The 17,539-nt window shown below is 70.2% G+C and carries 12 protein-coding genes and 1 pseudogene; 7 read left to right on the plus strand and 6 right to left on the minus strand.

Features of this window, described 5'->3' with window-relative positions:
* Positions 1 to 561 (minus strand): PLP-dependent aminotransferase family protein (locus tag ABD976_RS27985; protein ID WP_486374967.1); only part of this gene is annotated, 561 nt, incomplete at its 3' end.
* Between the two features lie 501 nt (positions 562 to 1,062).
* Here ABD976_RS27985 and ABD976_RS27990 point away from each other — a divergent pair.
* The 4 genes from ABD976_RS27990 to ABD976_RS28005 all read left to right on the plus strand — a co-directional run bounded on the left by ABD976_RS27990 (position 1,063) and on the right by ABD976_RS28005 (position 7,431).
* The gene (locus ABD976_RS27990) at positions 1,063 to 3,528 is read left to right on the plus strand and encodes a GcvT family protein (RefSeq protein WP_345368070.1); all 2,466 of its coding nucleotides are present in this window, start codon (positions 1,063 to 1,065) and stop codon (positions 3,526 to 3,528) included.
* A gap of 357 nt (positions 3,529 to 3,885) precedes the next feature.
* Positions 3,886 to 5,259, plus strand: coding sequence for an L-serine ammonia-lyase (locus tag ABD976_RS27995; protein ID WP_345368071.1), 1,374 nt, complete (start codon positions 3,886 to 3,888; stop codon positions 5,257 to 5,259).
* Between the two features lie 10 nt (positions 5,260 to 5,269).
* Complete coding sequence (gene purU / locus ABD976_RS28000) at positions 5,270 to 6,118, plus strand: formyltetrahydrofolate deformylase (RefSeq protein WP_345368072.1); 849 nt, start codon at positions 5,270 to 5,272, stop codon at positions 6,116 to 6,118.
* Positions 6,119 to 6,282: 164 nt separating this feature from the next.
* The gene (locus tag ABD976_RS28005) at positions 6,283 to 7,431 is read left to right on the plus strand and encodes an aromatic ring-hydroxylating oxygenase subunit alpha (RefSeq protein WP_345368073.1); all 1,149 of its coding nucleotides are present in this window, start codon (positions 6,283 to 6,285) and stop codon (positions 7,429 to 7,431) included.
* Between the two features lie 184 nt (positions 7,432 to 7,615).
* Here ABD976_RS28005 and ABD976_RS28010 read toward each other — a convergent pair whose 3' ends face one another.
* A complete protein-coding gene (locus tag ABD976_RS28010; protein WP_425570131.1) occupies positions 7,616 to 8,980 on the minus strand; it encodes an MFS transporter in 1,365 nt (454 codons plus the stop codon).
* A 419-nt stretch (positions 8,981 to 9,399) separates the two neighbouring features.
* Here ABD976_RS28010 and ABD976_RS28015 point away from each other — a divergent pair, with 419 nt between their 5' ends.
* Complete coding sequence (locus ABD976_RS28015; RefSeq protein WP_345368075.1) at positions 9,400 to 9,741, plus strand: bifunctional 3-phenylpropionate/cinnamic acid dioxygenase ferredoxin subunit; 342 nt, start codon at positions 9,400 to 9,402, stop codon at positions 9,739 to 9,741.
* Entirely contained in the window at positions 9,741 to 10,904 is a 1,164-nt protein-coding gene (locus tag ABD976_RS28020) for an NAD(P)/FAD-dependent oxidoreductase (protein ID WP_345368076.1), read from the plus strand. Before ABD976_RS28015 ends, ABD976_RS28020 begins: the two co-directional genes overlap by 1 nt.
* 106 nt (positions 10,905 to 11,010) lie before the next feature.
* Here ABD976_RS28020 and ABD976_RS28025 read toward each other — a convergent pair whose 3' ends face one another.
* On the minus strand, positions 11,011 to 11,670 hold the full coding sequence (locus ABD976_RS28025) for a GntR family transcriptional regulator (protein WP_345368101.1): 660 nt from the start codon (positions 11,668 to 11,670) through the stop codon (positions 11,011 to 11,013).
* Between the two features lie 674 nt (positions 11,671 to 12,344).
* On the opposite strand from ABD976_RS28025, the pseudogene ABD976_RS28030 reads away from it, so the two are divergent.
* Positions 12,345 to 12,452 (plus strand): annotated as a pseudogene (locus ABD976_RS28030) (transposase); the annotation flags it as partial.
* 27 nt (positions 12,453 to 12,479) lie between these two features.
* On the opposite strand, the gene ABD976_RS28035 reads toward ABD976_RS28030, so the two are convergent.
* The 3 genes from ABD976_RS28035 to ABD976_RS28045 form a co-directional block, all read right to left on the minus strand.
* Entirely contained in the window at positions 12,480 to 13,163 is a 684-nt protein-coding gene (locus ABD976_RS28035; protein WP_345368104.1) for a hypothetical protein, read from the minus strand.
* Positions 13,164 to 13,370: 207 nt separating this feature from the next.
* On the minus strand, positions 13,371 to 17,108 hold the full coding sequence (locus ABD976_RS28040; RefSeq protein WP_345368077.1) for a caspase, EACC1-associated type: 3,738 nt from the start codon (positions 17,106 to 17,108) through the stop codon (positions 13,371 to 13,373).
* On the minus strand, positions 17,105 to 17,488 hold the full coding sequence (locus tag ABD976_RS28045; RefSeq protein WP_345368078.1) for an effector-associated constant component EACC1: 384 nt from the start codon (positions 17,486 to 17,488) through the stop codon (positions 17,105 to 17,107). The genes ABD976_RS28040 and ABD976_RS28045 overlap by 4 nt, the downstream gene beginning before the upstream one ends.
* Positions 17,489 to 17,539 lie beyond the last annotated feature (51 nt).

The raw sequence follows: 17,539 nt of genomic DNA on the forward strand, positions 1-17,539 counted from the left end.
GAGCTGCCGCGGGTAGGCCGACCAGCCCGCGACGATCAGCTGCGGCCGGTTCTCCCGCGCCAGGCGGGCGACCTCGTCCATGTCGACCCGGTGATCATCGTCGCGCACCGTGTAGGGCACCACGTTGTACAACTTCCCCGAGAAATTGATCTTCATCCCGTGGGTCAGGTGACCACCGTGCGCCAGATCCAGACCCATGATGGTGTCACCCGGCTTGAGCAGCGCGAACATCGCCGCGGCATTGGCCTGCGCACCCGAGTGCGGCTGCACGTTGGCGTACTCCGCACCGAACAGCGCCTTGACCCGGTCGATGGCCAGCCGCTCGACCACGTCGACGTGCTCGCAACCACCGTAGTACCGCTTGCCCGGGTAGCCCTCCGCGTACTTGTTCGTCAGGACCGAACCCTGCGCCTCCAGCACCGACCGCGGCGCGAAATTCTCCGAAGCGATCATCTCCAGCGTGCTCTGCTGCCGGTTCAGCTCGGCACCGACCGCCCCCGCCACCTCGGGGTCGACGGCCGAAAGCGGGACGTTGACAAAGTCCTTACCGGACGGACTCATGGGACTCCTTCCGCGCTGGAGAAGGCCAGCCAGGGGAGATCAGGGGGTCGAGCCAGTGCCGGACCAGTGACACGACAACTGACATATCAGTTGGCGATCATAGTAGCACCGCACGCCGTCCGGTCAAGAGGTCAATGCACCCCGCAACCTGGCCTCGACAATTGAAACCCCTTGCGGAAACGCGGGATCCGACCGCCGCACGCCCCGCCCGCGCCGCGCGCGGCCACCCGTTCAGATCGAATTTCGACCGGGTTGTTGACCTGCGGAGCACCGCCGCTTACTTTGCCAGGAAGTTAATATATCAGTTCCTCGTCCAGGTCTCGCCTCCCGCGCCGTCCACAGCGCGAACGGCTCGGCGCACGCCCTGGAACCCCCACTGCTACCTCCCGCGCCGACGTCGGTTCCAGGGCGTCGGAACGGTTCGTCGTCCCCGCTCCTGCAACGAGAGCCGCAGCCGCGCACTCCCCGCGGTCAACACCACCCCGCCGTTAGGAGACCAGCATGAGCAGGACCCCTCGTGTCGTCATCATCGGAGCCGGGATCGTCGGCGCGAACCTGGCCGACGAGCTCACCAGTCGCGGGTGGCACCAGGTCACCGTCCTCGACAAGGGCCCGCTCCCGCTCACCGGCGGCTCGACCTCGCACGCGCCCGGCCTCGTCTACCAGACCGGCTCGTCGAAGGCGATGACCGAGTTCGCCACCTACACCGTCGAGAAGCTCCGGAGCCTCGACGCCGCGGGCGGCTGGTGCTTCAACCAGGTCGGCGGGCTGGAGATCGCCACCACCCCCGAACGGCTGCACGACCTGCACCGCAAGCAGGGCTGGGCGACCTCCTGGGGCGTTCCCGGCGAGGTCATCAGCCCCGAGGAGTGCGCCAAGCTGCACCCGCTGCTCGACCCGGACCGCATCCTCGGCGGCCTGCACACCCCCACCGACGGGCTCGCCGGGGCGACCCGGGCGGTCGAGGAGCTCGCCCGCCGCGCCGTGGCCCGCGGGGCCCGCTTCCGGGGTGGGGTCGAGGTCGTGGGGGTCGACCAGCATCGCGGACAGGTCACCGGCGTGCAGACCGACCAGGGCGAAGTGCCGGCGGACATCGTGATCTCCTGCGCCGGCTTCTGGGGCCGCGCCATCGGCGAGATGGCGGGGATGCGGGTACCGCTGCTGCCGATGGCCCACCAGTACGCGCGCACCGAGCCGCTGCCGGAGCTGGCCGGGCGCAACGACGAGCGCACCGAGGCGACGCTGCCGACCCTGCGCCACCAGGACCAGGACCTGTACTACCGGCAGCACGTCGACCGCCTGGGCATCGGCACCTACGCGCACCGCCCGATCCCGGTGGAACCGGGTGGACTGCCGCAGCAGGACTCCGCCACCGAGCGGTCCATGCCGTCGATGCTGCCGTTCACCGAGGAGGACTTCGCCGCGTCCTGGGAGCACAGCCGGCGGTTGCTGCCCGCGCTGGAGTCGGCGGAGATCAGCACCGGGTTCAACGGGATCATGTCGTTCACCCCCGACGGCGGGCCGCTGGTCGGCGAATCACCCGACGTGTCCGGATTCTGGATCGCCGAGGCCGTGTGGGTCACGCACTCCGCCGGCGTGGCGCGCGCGGTCGCGCAGCTGCTGGTGGACGGGCGCAGCGAGATCGAGCTCCACGGCTGCGACGTGCACCGCTTCGACGAGATCGAGACCACCGAGGCCTTCGTCGACGAGACCGCCCAGCGCAACTTCGTCGAGGTCTACGACGTCAAGCACCCGCTGCAGCCGCGGTTCTCCCCGCGCGAGCTGCGGGTCAGCCCGTTCCACGCCCGGCAGAAGGAGCTCGGCGCGGTCTTCCTGGAATCCCACGGCTGGGAGCGGCCGCACTGGTACGAGGCGAACGCGCCGCTGGTCCAGGACCTGCCGATGGAGTGGCAGCCGCCGTCGCGGGACGCCTGGTCGGCGATGTACCACTCCCCCATCGCCGCGGTCGAGGCGTGGAAGACCCGCACCGCCGTCGCGCTCCACGACATGACCTCGCTCAAGAGGCTGGAGATCAGCGGCCCGGGCGCGCTGGACTTCCTCGACCGGCTCACCACCAACAAGGTGCGCAAATCCGTCGGCTCGGTCACCTACGCGCTGGTGCTCGACGAGGCCGGTGGGGTCCGCAGCGACCTGACCGTCGCGCGGCTCGGCGAGGAGCTCTTCCAGGTCGGCGCCAACGGGAACCTCGACCACGACCACTTCCGCCGGGAGCTGCCCGAGGACGGCAGCGTGCGGCTGCGCGACATCACCGGCGGCACCTGCTGCATCGGCGTCTGGGGGCCGCTCGCGCGCGACCTGGTGCAGCCGCTTTCCCGGGACGACCTCTCGCACGAGGGTCTGAAGTACTTCCGCTGCAAGCCCGTGCACATCGCGGGCATCCCGGTCACCGCGATGCGGGTGTCGTACGTGGGTGAACTCGGCTGGGAGCTCTACACCAGCGCCGAACTCGGGCAGCGGCTCTGGGACGTGCTCTTCGCAGCCGGCCGCGGGCTCGGTGTCGTGGCCGCCGGTCGGGCGGCGTTCAACAGCCTGCGGCTGGAGAAGGGCTACCGCGCCTGGGGAGCGGACATGACCACCGAGCACAACCCCTACGAAGCCGGCGTCGGGTTCGCCGTGCGGCTGCAGAAGGGCGGGTTCACCGGCCGCGACGCCCTTGCCGCCCTCGACCAGGCGGCGATCTCCCGCCGGTTGTGCTGCCTGACGATCGACGACGGGCGCAGCGTGGTGCTCGGCGCGGAGCCGGTGTTCCTCGACGGCGCCCCCTCCGGCTACATCACCTCCGCCGCCTTCTCGCACACCCTCGGCACGCCGATCGCCTACGCCTGGCTGCCCGCCACCGCCGGACCCGGCACCCCGGTCGAGATCCAGTACTTCGACCGCCGGGTGCGCGCCACCGTCGCCGCCGAACCGCTGGTCGACCCGGACATGCACCGCATCCGCCGCTGATCCCGCCGCCCGCACGACCCGACCGGCCCTCCCCGGTCCGGCGGGGTGCCACGACCGCGAAGGACACCATGCGCACCGACACGATCGAGACCTTCCGGCACGATCTCGCCGCCCGGGAACCCGCGCCGGGCGGCGGGGCGAGCGCAGCGCCGCCCGCCGCGCTGCTGGGCATGGTCGCCCGATGACGCCGAGCGCCGCATCCGCAGCCGCGAGATCCGGCACGACAGCCACCCGCAGCGCGGTTCCGCCCGCTTCGTCGACGCCCGCCCCGCTGCGCCGGGGCGACGTGCGCGCGGGCCACCGCGCTGGGGCCGCCGGAGACGAAGCACCGCCCACGCGACCCGGTCAGGAGCGTTCATGAGCCTCTCCGTCTTCGACTTGTTCAAGGTCGGCATCGGGCCGTCCAGCTCGCACACGGTCGGACCGATGCGGGCGGCGTACCTGTTCGTCACCCGTCTGCGCGACGGGGGAACGCTGCCGCGCGTCGCGCGGGTCCGCTGCGGGCTGTTCGGTTCGCTCGGCGCGACCGGCCACGGCCACGGCAGCGTCAAGGCCGTGGTGCTGGGCTTGGCCGGCGAGCAACCGCACCTGGTGGATCCGGTCGCGGCCGAACCGCAGGTGCAGGCCGCGCGTGCAGAACGTCGGCTCAGCCTCGGCGGCGAGCACGAGGTGGCGTTCAGCATCGACGACGACGTCGTCCTGCACCGGAACACGAGGCTCGAATTCCACAGCAACGGCATGGTCTTCGAAGCCTTCGACGGCACGGGAACCCGGCTCGATCGCCGGGAGTACTACTCGGTCGGTGGCGGCTTCGTCCTCGATGAGGACGAAGCGGGCAGGCCGGTCCTGGTCGAGGACGAGGTGCCGGTGCCGCATCCTTTCCGCACCGGCGCGGAACTGCTGGCGCGGACCGCGGAAGCCGGACCGCGGATCAGCGATGTCATGTTGGCCAACGAACGAGCCTGGCGCAGCGAGGCGGAAACCCGTTCCGGGCTGCTGCAGACCTGGTCGGTCATGCAGGAGTGCGTCGCCAACGGCACGCACGCGTGCGGAACCCTTCCCGGCGGGCTCAAGGTCCGCCGACGGGCCCGCGAACTCCGCGAGCGCCTGGAGAGCAGCACCGACGAGAGCGACGCCTTGCACGCGATGGAGTGGGTGACCCTCTACGCGCTGGCGGTCAACGAGGAGAACGCCGCAGGCGGTCGGGTGGTCACCGCCCCGACCAACGGCGCCGCCGGCATCGTCCCCGCCGTCCTGCACTACGCCCACCGCTTCCTCCCCTCGTTCGGCGACGACACCGTCGTCCGGTTCCTGCTCACCGCCGGGGCGATCGGGGTGCTGTTCAAGGAGAACGCCTCGATCTCCGGGGCCGAGGTCGGTTGCCAGGGCGAGGTCGGATCGGCCTGCTCAATGGCCGCCGCGGGCCTGGCCGAGGTCCTCGGCGGCACGCCGGAACAGGTGGAGAACGCCGCCGAGATCGGCATCGAGCACAACCTCGGCCTGACCTGCGACCCCGTTGGGGGCTTGGTGCAAATCCCCTGCATCGAGCGCAACGCGGTGGCCGCGATCAAAGCGATCACGGCAGCCCGGATGGCGGTGCGCGGCGACGGGCGGCACCACGTCTCGCTGGACAAGGCGATCAAGACCATGCGCGAGACGGGCGCGGACATGAAGGACAAGTACAAGGAGACCGCCCGCGGCGGGCTGGCTCTCAACATCGTGGAGTGCTGAGGAGAAACCCGTGACACGCTCGTTCACCCTCACCCTGGACTGCCCCAATCGCACCGGCATCGTGCACGCGGTCAGCTCCTACCTCGTCTCGCAGGGCTGCGACATCGGCGAATACCGGCAGTTCGACGACCCGGTGCGCGGCCGCCTGTTCCTGCGCACCCAGTTCACCGCCCCGCACGAGGTGGATCTCGAGTTGATGTCCCGGGAGTTCGAACCCGTCGCCGCCGACTTCGCGATGCACCACGCCTTCCACCCCGACCGGCGCGCGCGGATCGTGGTGCTGGTCTCCAAGCTCGGGCACTGCCTCAACGACCTGATCTACCGCTGGCGCACCGGCGGCCTCAGCGCCGACATCGTCGCGGTGGTGTCCAACCACGAAGACCTGCGCCCCATGGCCGAGGCCGCGGGCCTGCCGTTCCACCACATCCCGGTCACCGCGGAGACCAAGCCCGAAGCCGAATCCCGGCTGCTGCAGGTGGTCGACGAGCACGACGCCGAGCTGATCGTCCTCGCCCGCTACATGCAGGTCCTGTCCGACCAGACCTGCAAGGTGCTGCACCGCCGCGCCATCAACATCCACCACTCGTTCCTGCCCGGCTTCAAGGGAGCCAAGCCCTACCACCAGGCTTACGACCGCGGGGTGAAGCTCGTCGGCGCGACCGCGCACTACGTCACCCCGGACCTCGACGAAGGACCGATCATCGAGCAGGAGGTGATCCGCATCGACCACACCCACGATCCGCAGGCCCTGCAGGCCGTCGGCCGGGACGCCGAAGCACTCGCCCTGTCCCGTGCCGTGCGCTGGCACTGCGAGCGCCGCGTGCTGCTCAACGGCACCAGCACCGTCGTCTTCCGCTGAGCAGCCCGGGAGATGTCCGCCGGCCTCCGCGGACCGCTCCCCCGGGTACGTCGCCACCAGTGAACGGTCCCGTCCAGACCCCCTGAAGCCACATCGATCCCGCTGCCGTGCGATCTCGGTAGCGGCGCAACGCGTTCGCCCTTCTCCAGCGAGGAGCACCACCCATGACGACCGGTGAGCTTTCCACCTCCACCGCGGGCCGAGCCCGCCTCCCCGAAAGCCTGCGCGAGACGCTGGCGGGCCACTACTACACCGACCCCGCGATCTTCCACGCCGAGCAGGAACGGATCTTCGAGACCGGCTGGTTCTGCGCCGTGCACAGCGCCGACCTCACCCGGCCCGGCCAGTTCGAGACCGTCCAGATCGGCCGGGAGAGCGTCCTGGTCACCCGCGCCCGCAGCGGCGAGATCAAGGCGTACCTCAACGTCTGCCGGCACCGCGGGGCCAGGCTGTGCACCGAGGACGAGGGCGAGGTGCGGCGCTCCTTCCAGTGCCCGTACCACGCCTGGACCTACTCCCTGGACGGCAAGCTGATCGCCGCGCCGAACCTCGGCGCGATGGACGACATCGACCGGGACGAGTACGGCCTGCACCAGGTCCACGTGCGCGAATGGCTCGGCTACGCCTGGCTGTGCCTGGCCGAGCAGCCCCCGTCCTTCGAGGACACCGTGATCCAGGACGTCACCGACCGGCTCGGTACCCCTGACGCGATCGTGGGCTACCAGGTCGCCGACCTCAAGCTCGGCCGGCGCATCGAGTACGACGTGAAGGCGAACTGGAAGCAGATCGTCGAGAACTTCATGGAGTGCTACCACTGCGCGACGATCCACCCCGAGCTCACCGAGGTGCTGCCGGAGTTCGCCGACGGCCTCGCCGCGCAGTACTTCGTGGGGCACGGCGCGGAATTCGGCGCGGGCGTGGAGGGCTTCACCGTCGACGGTTCGGCCGGGCTGGAGAAGCTGCCCGGCGTGGACGAGGACCAGGACCGGCGCTACTACGCCATCACCGTGCGGCCGCAGGTGTTCATCAACCTGGTGCCGGACCACGTGGTCTTCCACCGCATGTTCCCGCTCGCACCGGACCGCACCCTCGTGCGGTGCGACTGGCTCTACCTACCGGAGGTCGTCGACTCCGGCGCCGACATCGACCGTTCGGTGGAGCTGTTCCACCGGGTCAACCAGCAGGACTTCGACGCCTGCGAACGCTGCCAGCTCGCGATGGACTCCCGGTCCTACCGCGACGGCGGGGTGCTGGTCCCCAGCGAGCACCACATCGGCGATTTCCACGACTGGGTGCGCAAGCACATCGGCTGACCTCCGGGGGGAGCGGGCGGCCCCGCGCGGACAACACGTCCGCACGGGGCCGCCCTGCTCCGCTCGGCCGAAGCCCCGTCGAACAGCCGGATCTCGTTCCTCAGCCCGCTGGTCGGTCATGCGCACGACGCGCGCCCAGAACGCCGCAGTCGTGCGCGACGGCTCGCACGAAATCGACGACGGCTCAGCGCGGATGTTCCATCGGGACCCCGTCCGCGGACAGCGGCGGATCGGGGAGCTCGGAGCTGGACGCCAGCGGAGCGGCTCCGGCCAGCGGCCGCCCGGCGTGCTCCCGCAGGAAGTAGGTCGTGACGGCCCCGACGACGCCCGCACCGACCAGGTAGTACCCCGGCCAGTCGAGGTTGCCGGTCGCGGTGACCGCGGCCTCGATGATCGTCGGCGCGGTCCCGGCCAGCAGCGAGACCGACAGGTTGAAGATGACCGCGAGACTGCTGTAGCGGATCATGGTCGGGAACAGCGCGGGAAGCGTCGACGGCGACACCGCCGCGAAGCACAGCAGGCACATCCCGATGATCAGCAGCCCGGCGATCTGCCCCAGCAGCCCTTCGCGCAGCAGCCACACCGCAGGCAGTCCCAACAGCACCAGCGTCACGCTGCCGGTCATGAGGATCGGCCTGCGCCCGATGCGATCGCTGAGCCTCCCGACCCACGCGATCGCGCACACCATCACCACCATGACCGCGACCTGCATCCCGGTGGCCGCCACACCGCTGGCCCCACCCTCGCCGAAGCGCGGCAGCGTGCCGGTCAGGTAGGTCGGGAGGTAGTTGGTCAGCACGTAGTTGGTCACGTTCCAGGCGACGACCACGCCGGCCGCGACCAGCGCCGCGGCGCGGTAGTGGCGGACGACGATCTGGACCGCGCGCTTGGCCGACATCGTGGCCAGCGCGGGCGAACGCTCCATGAGCTGCCGGAACGCGGGCGTGTCCTCCAGCCGCATCCGCAGGTACACCCCGGTGATCCCGAGCGGCAGCGCGAGCAGGAACGGCACCCGCCAGCCCCACGCCAGCAGAGCCTCGTGCGGCAGCAGCGCGATCAGAGCGCCGCACACGCCCGCGCCGAGCGCGTACCCCGTCAGCGTGCTGAATTCCAGCCAGCTGCCGAAGAATCCGCGTCGCCGGTCCGGCGCGTACTCGGCGACCAGCGTCAGCGCCCCGGTGTACTCGCCCCCGGCGGAGAACCCCTGCAACATCCGCACGAGCAGCACCAGCAGCGGCGCCACCAGGCCGACCGACCCGTAGGTGGGCACCAGCCCGAGCAGCACCGTGGCGCCCGTCATCAGCAGCACGGTGGCCGAGAGGACCTTGGTGCGGCCGAACCGGTCACCGAGCCTGCCGAACACGAACCCGCCGAACGGCCGCATCACGAACGCCGCGGCGAACGCACCCAGCGTGCACACCGCTGCCCACTCGCCGGCCTCCGGAAACAGCACCCGTTCCAGCACGACCGCGGCCAGGTAGGAGTAGATCCCGAAGTCGTACCACTCGGCCACGTTGCCCACCGCCGCGGCGGCGACAGCGCGGCGCACGGTCCGCTCCTCCTGCACGACGGGCGGCGTGATGCCACCCCAAGGCCCCGCAGGCCGACCGGTCATGAGGACTCCCCTGGTGCGAACCGCAGCGGGCCCGCTGCGGTGCTGCAGCCCGGGCCGCTCGATCCCTTGTGGCGTGGGCCCTGCTGTTGATATATCTGTACACGATAAGTTGTCGCTCGGGCGAGGTCAACGTCTAGCCGAACGTCCCCGACTCCCCTTGAGAACCTCTCGCCGGGACCGCCGATCCACTCCGGCCGCGGCCCCGCAACCCCGTCGTGCCCTGGACCGACGACCCCCCGCGCACGACCCGGTGATCCCGTTCGTGGCAACCGAATTCAACCGTTGACTACCGGGAAGGCGAGCCGCATTCTGTCGTTCACCACTCGTTCCGCGATCTGCAACAGGAGGCGTTCATGATCTTGGTGGGCGAGCTGTCCGACCTCCCGCCCGGGGAGTCGGTCCGCGTGCAGGGCGAGGTGCCGATCGCCGTGTTCAACGTGGACGGTGAGCTCTACGCTATCGACGACACCTGCACGCATCAGGACGCGTCGCTGTCCGACGGCTGGCTGGAAGGCTGCGCGGTCGAGTGCCCGCTGCACGCCACCTGCTTCGACCTGCGCACCGGCCGGCCCAGCGGCCCGCCCGCGAAGAAGCCCGTCCGCACGCACGCCGTGTCGGTCGACGGCGGGCTGATCCACGTGCACGAGTCGGCCCCGGTCGGCACCACGCCAGCGATCGCGGAGGAGGTCGGTTGATGCAGCACATCACCGTCGTCGGGGCGTCGCTCGCCGGCCTGACGGCCGTCCGCGCACTGCGAGCGCAAGGATTCGAAGGACGCGTCTGCGTCCTCGGCGACGAACCGCACCAGCCCTACGACCGGCCGCCGCTGTCGAAGGAGTTCCTCGCCGGCACCAGCACCGAAGACGAGATCCGGCTGACCGAGTCCGACGACGCCGACCTCGACGTGGACTGGCGGCTCGGCTTGGCCGCCCGCGCGCTCGACACCGGCGAGCAGGCCGTGGAGCTCGCCGATGGCACCCGCATCACCACTGACGCCGTCGTGCTCGCCACCGGCGCACGAGCGCGCGAACTCCCCACAGCGGTCCCGGAAGGCGTGCACACCTTGCGCACCCTCGACGACGCGCGGGCCCTGCGGGAGGAGCTCGCGCCGGGGGTCCGGCTCGTCGTCATCGGCGCCGGGTTCATCGGCGCCGAGGTCGCCTCGACCGCCGTCGGACTCGGGTGCGAGGTGGACGTCGTGGAAGCGGCGGCGGTGCCCCTGCAACGGGCGCTCGGTGCCGAGATGGGCGCCGTGTGCGCCCGGCTGCACGCGAGCAACGGCGTCCGGCTGCACACCCGCACCGGACTCGCGGAGCTGGTGGGCGATCCCCGCGTCCGCGCGGTGCGCCTGTCCGACGGGCGCGAGCTACCGGCCGACGTCGTCGTGGTCGGCATCGGCGCGCAGCCGAACACCGAATGGCTCGCGGGATCGGGCGTGCCGGTGGACGACGGCGTGCGCACCGATGCCAGCGGGCGCACCGGCATCCCGGGCGTCGTGGCGGTCGGCGACTGCGCGAACGCCCACCGCGAGTACACCGCCGGACCGCTGCGGCTGGAGCACTGGACCAACGCGCTGCACCAGCCGCCTGCCGCCGTCGCCGCCCTGCTCGGCTCGGAGCACGCGGCACCGGCGCACCACGCGGTCCCCTACTTCTGGTCCCACCAGTACGGCTGCAACATCCAGTTCGCCGGGCACCGCACCGAGGACTGCACCGTCCAAGTCGAGGAGGGCGATCCGGACCACGACGAATTCCTGGCCCTGTACCTCGACTCGGCGGGAGACCCGGTCGGCGTGCTCGCGCTCGACCACGCCCGCTCCTTCGGGCGGTGGCGGCGCAAACTCGCCCAACGAACCTGACCGCGCTCGCTCAGCGGAACGACCACGATCAGCAAACCGACCGGATCGGCGGAAAGCCGCACACCGGTCGACGACGCCGCCCGTGCCACATCGACGGGAGAGCCACTCACATCACCGCGCGCACTGCTCGATCGAAGCTCAGAACGTGCTCCCGCGCAATTCGTTCGGCTTCATCGGGATTTCTCGATCCGATTGCCCGAAGCAACGAAGTGTGCTCCCTGACATGAGTTTCGAAGTGCGTCATCCGATCCAGGAAAATGCAGAAGATCCGCGTCGCCAAGTTCCCGTAGCGGATCAACGTGTCCTCGAGGAGGGGGTTGCCTGCTGCGCGATAGATGACGCGGTGCACGTGCAGGTCCCAGCGCATCACCTCGTCACGGCCGAGCGAGCAGAAATCGACGTCGTCCAGAAGGTCCGCGAGCTCGCTGAACTCGACGAGCTCCTCTTCATTGGCGATCTCGCCGGCTCGCCTCGCCGCCAATGGTTCCAAGTTCAAGCGCAGCTCGGAAACATAAGCCAGGTCGGTGATGTCGACCGCCGTGGCGAAGGTCCCCCGCCGCGGGTACGACACCACGAGACGGTCGATTTCCAACCGCTTGAGGGCTTCGCGGACGGGGGTCCGGCCGACATCCAGCGAGCGAGCCAGCGCGGCATCATCGATCGCCGCCATCGGCGGGATGTCGAGCATGATCAAGCGGTCCCGGATCGCCTGATAAGCCTTGTCGGCCAACGACACGTATGCCGGCTCCTCGTCGACCACGGACATCATCGGCACACCGAATTCACCACATCAAGAACTTGATGGACGCGAACCTCCATAAGACAATTATCCATTCTAGTTCGTGCACGGCAAAGCATTAGTGGCGCCCGTCACCGGAAAACCTCGCCCTCGCCCGCATCTTGTTCACATCCCCTGATCGAGGAGGTTGCGGGTCGCCAGGTCCGGCATGGCTGACGGCCCCAGGCCCAAACCGGGACGCTGGCCGCCACACAACCCGAACGCCGCTGTTCCACGGCGAAACCGGCCTGCCCAGCTACGACCGCACCATCCGCGAAGAGTGCAGCCGCGCCCTCATCGACCACCTCGCCGACCTCTGCTGCACGTCAACCGCGAGGGCCCACAACGCACGAAAAGTCGGCCGCACATACCGCGCTGATCGCCGCACGAGCGTGCGGCAGATCTGCCACACCTGCGTGCCGAAGGGGAATCGAATCCCCACACGCGCGATATTTCCCTGAATTGGGCAAATCACACCGGGAGCATAGCAGCGAACGCAGCCGTCTGGGAGCGAGTAGCTGCGGCTCGCCCATGAGGACGGACAGCGCATGGGCCACTTCGGGCAGATCCGCTCGGACGTAGGTGGCAGTCGCCGACGGATCACGCGGCCGACGCAGGCCCGGCGACGGCGCAGCCGAAGCGGCGCTCGACCCAGGTGGGCGTCGTGGCAGAATGCATGGAACGCGTTCACCGCGTTCCTGGACTATCCCCCGGAACTCCGACGGGTCGTCTACACGACCAACCTCGTCGAAAGCATCAACTTCCAGCTCCCCCGATGGGTCCTCCACGTCCTCGGATCAACGCTTGGGAAGGGGCAGCAAGGCGGCGACCTCCGCGATGGCGTCGAGAGCGTCGCCGCTGAGCTGACCGGACACCGCTTCGGCTTCGGCGACCACGAGGCGTTTCCCCTGAGTGCGGGAATCGTAGTGATGACCTGTGAATCGCACGTCGTAGGCCTTCAGCAGCGGCCCGCCCAGGGGTGTGATGTCGCCGGTGCCGTGGGTGTCGATCAGTCGCTTGAACGTCCACACCTGGTTCCGCGAGGGCATCGTCACCGCCGACACGGAAACCGCCGCGACGTTCCCAGCCCCGTCACCCACTCCGTAGAGGGCTTGCTCGAGCGATCGGCACGGGTTCCGGACGAAGAACTCGCGCACTTCCCCGAAGGAGTGCGTGACGCACTCGACCTGATCGTCGAAGGATTCCCGCGAACGGCGCAGACCCATTCGTTTCCACGCTTCTGCGGCCTTGCCCGCGCGAGCGGCCCGCTTGCCCTCGAACTTGCGCATCTTGATCACCTGGTTGGCACCGGAGTGCGCCGCACCGGTTGACGTCGTGGTGCCGAGCGAGGCCGTTCCTGCACCGATGCCGCCTCCGGTGGCAGCCACCGATCCCGCCAGCACTGCGGCGGCGACGAAGGGAGCCGCCTTCTTCGGTCCCGGGTCCGAACCGCCGCCGGGTCCTCCAATACGTCGATTCATGCATCACCTCTCCAGTGGTTTCCTCAGGTACCGCAATCCAGAGCGGACGGACCGGTGTGCGCAGGCAAAGCCCTGGCCGAAGACCGGGAAGCGGATGCGGCGCTGGCGCAGATCGACCCCGCGAGCGGGCGCCCGGCGCGTATCGACATCGCGGAGTGCGGTGGCCCGAGCGGGTTTTCGGCTGCGGACCGATCTGCGCCAGGCCGGTCAGCGCACCTCCAGTGGTGTCGCACGGGTGGTGAGCCCGAGTTCGGCGAGCGCGGCGCGCTGGTCGTAGAGGGTCCACGCGGGTAGGCGGACGGCTGGAGCCCCCTCGTCAGGCGAGCTGAGCAAGGCCCGTCGCCGCAGCATCAGGCCGAGGTGGCGCTCGGGGTCCACGTCTTCGCCGCCGCCCCTGTCGAGCAGCACCGGTCGAGCAGTGCCGTCGCCTTGCTCGATCAGGGCGTCGATGGCGTGGCCGTTGACCCGACCGCCCAGTTCGACCCGCGCGTCCGGGATCTCCGCCGCGACGTCGTAGAGCCGCTGCACGAGTGCACCGGGCGCGCTCGTCGGTCCACCGACCACTTCTTCCGCTGCGCGCACGAGCTCTTCACCGGTGCCGCCGCGGCGGCGCCAGAACTCCCGGTCCCCGACCACGACGAGGTGCGACCTGGCCCTGGTCATCGCGACGTTCCAGAGGTTGAGCTGGCCGTTCACCCAGTCGATCGCGCCGGGGTGCATCGCCGCGCCCGCGACGAGGGAGAACACCACGGCGTCGCGTTCGCCGCCTTGGAAGGTGTGCACGGTGCCGATCCGCACCCTGTCGCACTCGCCCAAGGCGCGGGTGATCTGGGCTTGCTGGGCCTTGAACGGGGTCACGACGCCGATCGTGGCCTCCGCGGGGAGGTGCGCGCGGAGGTACTCGACGCACCGCTCCACGGTCCGGACCTCCTCGCGGTTCACCCACGACGAGCCCGACGGTCCGCGCTGCGCCCGCCCCTCGGCGTTCGACCAGGTGACGGCTGGCCTGTCCACCGCTGGCCGACCGCGGACGTCGGTGAGCACGGTCAACGCATCGCCGTAGAAGAGCCCGTTCGACACCGAGGCGATGTCGGGGTGGCACCGGTAGTGCTCGTCGAGCAGGAGGCTTCCGCCGCAGGTGCCCTCGGCGGCGTGGAACGCCGAGTGCCGGCGGAAGGAGAGCTTGTGCTTCTCCAGGAACGCCGAGCTGACACCGGTGCGCCGCCGGATGAGCGCCTCGCGTTCCGGTGGGATCGTGGTGATGTGCGCGAGCTGCATGACGTCGCCGATGATCAGCGCACGTCGGGCCCGGAACAGCAGCGGCAGCACCTGAGGTATCGAGCACTGGCTCGCCTCGTCGATGATCACGAGGTCGAACAACCGCGGCTGGGTGGGGAACCGCCGAGCGGACAGGCTCGTCGTCGCCCACCCCCGCACGTGGCGGAGGACGCCGCGCAGGGCTGCCCAATCCCGCGAGCCGCTGGCGGTCGCCTGGACCAAGGAGAGGATGGCGGCCTTGCCAGCAGCGACCGCGGCGGTCGTGGACGCCCGCCACACCGCGAGGGAGGCTTCTTGGACGGCCGCGTCGGCGGCCTCGAGGGAAGCCGCGAGCTCCGCGTCGGGAGGCGTGGTGCTCGCCTCGCTCCGATGTCGGCGCCACCGGGCCTCCGCCGCCGCGAAGCCGGCCAGGTGCCCGCACACCGCCCTGGTGTCCTCCCCGGGTTCGATCCCGAGCACGCGCAGCGAGCGACGTCGGCGCCACTCACCGAAGAACCTGGCCCTGGCGAGTCGTCCGGCGCGGCGCTCCCAGACCTCCGAGCCGGCTCCGAGCAGTTCCGCGAGCGATTCCACGGTGCGGCCGAGGTGCTCCGCGTGGTGCTCCCTGCCAGCAGCGGCTTCGTGCAGCTGCTGCTCCACCTCCGCTTTGCGACCGATGACCTGCCGGACCTGGTCCTTCCGCCTCGCCTTCCGCGCGTGCTCGGCGAGGGCCGTGGCCGGGTTGAGGTCGGGCCGTTCCACCTTCAGCAGGCGCTGGAGGGCATCGGCTTCGTGCTGCCGGTAGTTCTCCGCCCCGAAGGACGAGCCGGTGCGCACCACGCTGTCGGCGAGGAGGCGATCGCAGCGGTGCCACACCTCGTCAACGGCTTGGTTGTTGGTGGAGGCGACCAGCACCGACTCCTGGTTCGCCACCGCTGTCGCCACGGCGTTGGCCACGAGTTGGCTCTTCCCCGTGCCTGGCGGCCCGGTCGCCACCGTCAGGCGCTGGGACATCGCGGCGCGCAACACGGCCCGTTGCGCTTCGTTCGCCGGTAGCGGGGTGACCGCGGAGCCCGTTTCGGAGTTCGTCTCGTCGTTCGAGCCGTCCAGCAGGGCACCCATGGCGGTGTCCGCGATCTTCTCGTGCTGGCCGACGATGTGGTCGAGGTCTTTGATCAGGTTCGCGCTCGCCCCACCGGAACGTGCCACCCGGACGAGGACCGCGGCGTTGCGGGCACCGTCGCCCGGCGAATTCGTGTCGATGCGTTCCTCGAGGAAGTCCGGGCGGAGCTCCTGGACGCAGGGGAGCTCGAACTCCTGCTGGAGCAGGTTGCGCGCATCCGTGGCCAGGCGACCGTGCTGGCCCGCGTGCCACGTCGGCTGGTAGCTCTCGACGAGGTGGCTGGCCTGCTCCTCGCCGAGCTGGTCCTCGGCCAAGCCGGGATGCGGCACCACCGGGCCGTACGGCCGGAACCGGGGTGGCGCGCCGTCCTCGCCTCCGGTGATCTCGACGCGGCGCATCAGCAAGGGCGCGAACCGGGGAGAACCCCAGGGCTTACCGCCGCGCGGCTGGTGGAGCACGACAGCCGGGTAACCGGCCCAGAGCTCGTCCTGCCCGTCCACGCCCGCCAGGAACTCGGCCGCCTCCTCGGTGATCTCGGCGGTTCCTCCCTCGTCGAGGTCACCGGACAAGAGGCGCTCAGCACCGGTGAGGCAGGCGTACGTGCGGCCACGTCCGTCCACCGGCAGGTACGACATCTTCTCGTTCTCGTCGAGCACGCACGCCCGGTAGTACGCGATCACGTCCTGCCACGTCGTCGAGCGCTTCGGTGATCTGGTGGCGCTGTCCTCGGCGATGGACCCCGCGCGCGGTTCCGGCCGCGGCGCCTGCGCCAGTGGCGCGAGCGTCGGCGCTTCGCCGACCGGGCACGAAGCGATCACGATGCGGTCGTTGACCCCCAGGGCCGACCTGGTGGGCACCTGGCCTCCCCGTCCGCGCAGCTGCCGGGTGACGTGATCGATGAGGTCGTCCACGGACACGGTGCCCGAGCCGTCCTTGGCCGCCTTGCCGGTGCGCAGCGCCTCGACGACGGCGCCGGTGAACACCGAAGGTGTGGGCCCGTCCTCGGACCCCGGACCGGAGAACGACTCCTCCGACGGACCGGACGAGCTCAGCACGTGGACCCCGCGGCTGTGCAGCGGGGACGCCCCCGCGGACTTGGTTGTACCCCGCGCGTGATCGGTGGTGCGGAAACCCAGCGCGAAGCCGCCGCTGAAGCAGCAGTCCAGCACCGCGACCTTGTGCGGAGCACAGCACTCCTCGAGCCGCTCGTTCACGAAGCCAGCGCTCACCCCGGTCTGCGAGATGCGATCGTGGTCGGTATCAGCGGCCACGAAGTAGAACTCGCCGGTGGTCTGGCTCGTCCGCGCACCGTGCCCGCTGAGGTAGAGGAGGGCCAGTTCGTCCGGGTCGCGGCTCTCGAGGAACTCGGCGATCTCGGCGCGCATGTCGTCGGCCCGGAGGTCGCCGACCACTCGGACCGCGTCGAAGGCCCCGACGTTGCGGTGCTCGAGGACCTGCCGGAGCTGCCAGGTGTCGGCCCGGGTCGAAGGCAGCGCGGAGAACCGGTCGTCCTGGTAGGTCTCGGTGTGGACGAGCAGCGCGCGCCGCCGCAGGACGCGGCTCACGCGTCCGGCTCCGGCTCCTCCAGGAACTCCCGGACGAGCTGCCGCTGATCGGCGTCGGGGCTCCCGGTGATCTCCAGCTCGGCATCGCCCCTGGTGACGCGGACCTTCCGGTGCCGCTCCCGCGCACACCACTCGGTGATGGCGGTGGTCAGGACGCCGGCGAGCGGCTTCGACGACGCGAGCACGGCCACGGCCAGGACCAGATCGGTGAGCGGACCTGCCTTGCTCCCCTGCGAGCTGGCAGCACCACTGCTGAAGCCGACCGAAACGCCCTCCAGCTCCGCGAGCTCGTCGCGCAACGATCGGGTCAACCGCTCTTCCCGCAGCGGGTCGCCACCCGCGAGGACCCGGACCTGGAAGGTCCGCGCGCCGTTCGCCATGTCTTCCTCTCGATCGATCCAAGCTCGACCGTCGAGAGGCTAGGGCGACCG

Source organism: Saccharopolyspora cebuensis (genome assembly GCF_039542665.1).
Taxonomy (GTDB): domain Bacteria; phylum Actinomycetota; class Actinomycetes; order Mycobacteriales; family Pseudonocardiaceae; genus Saccharopolyspora; species Saccharopolyspora cebuensis.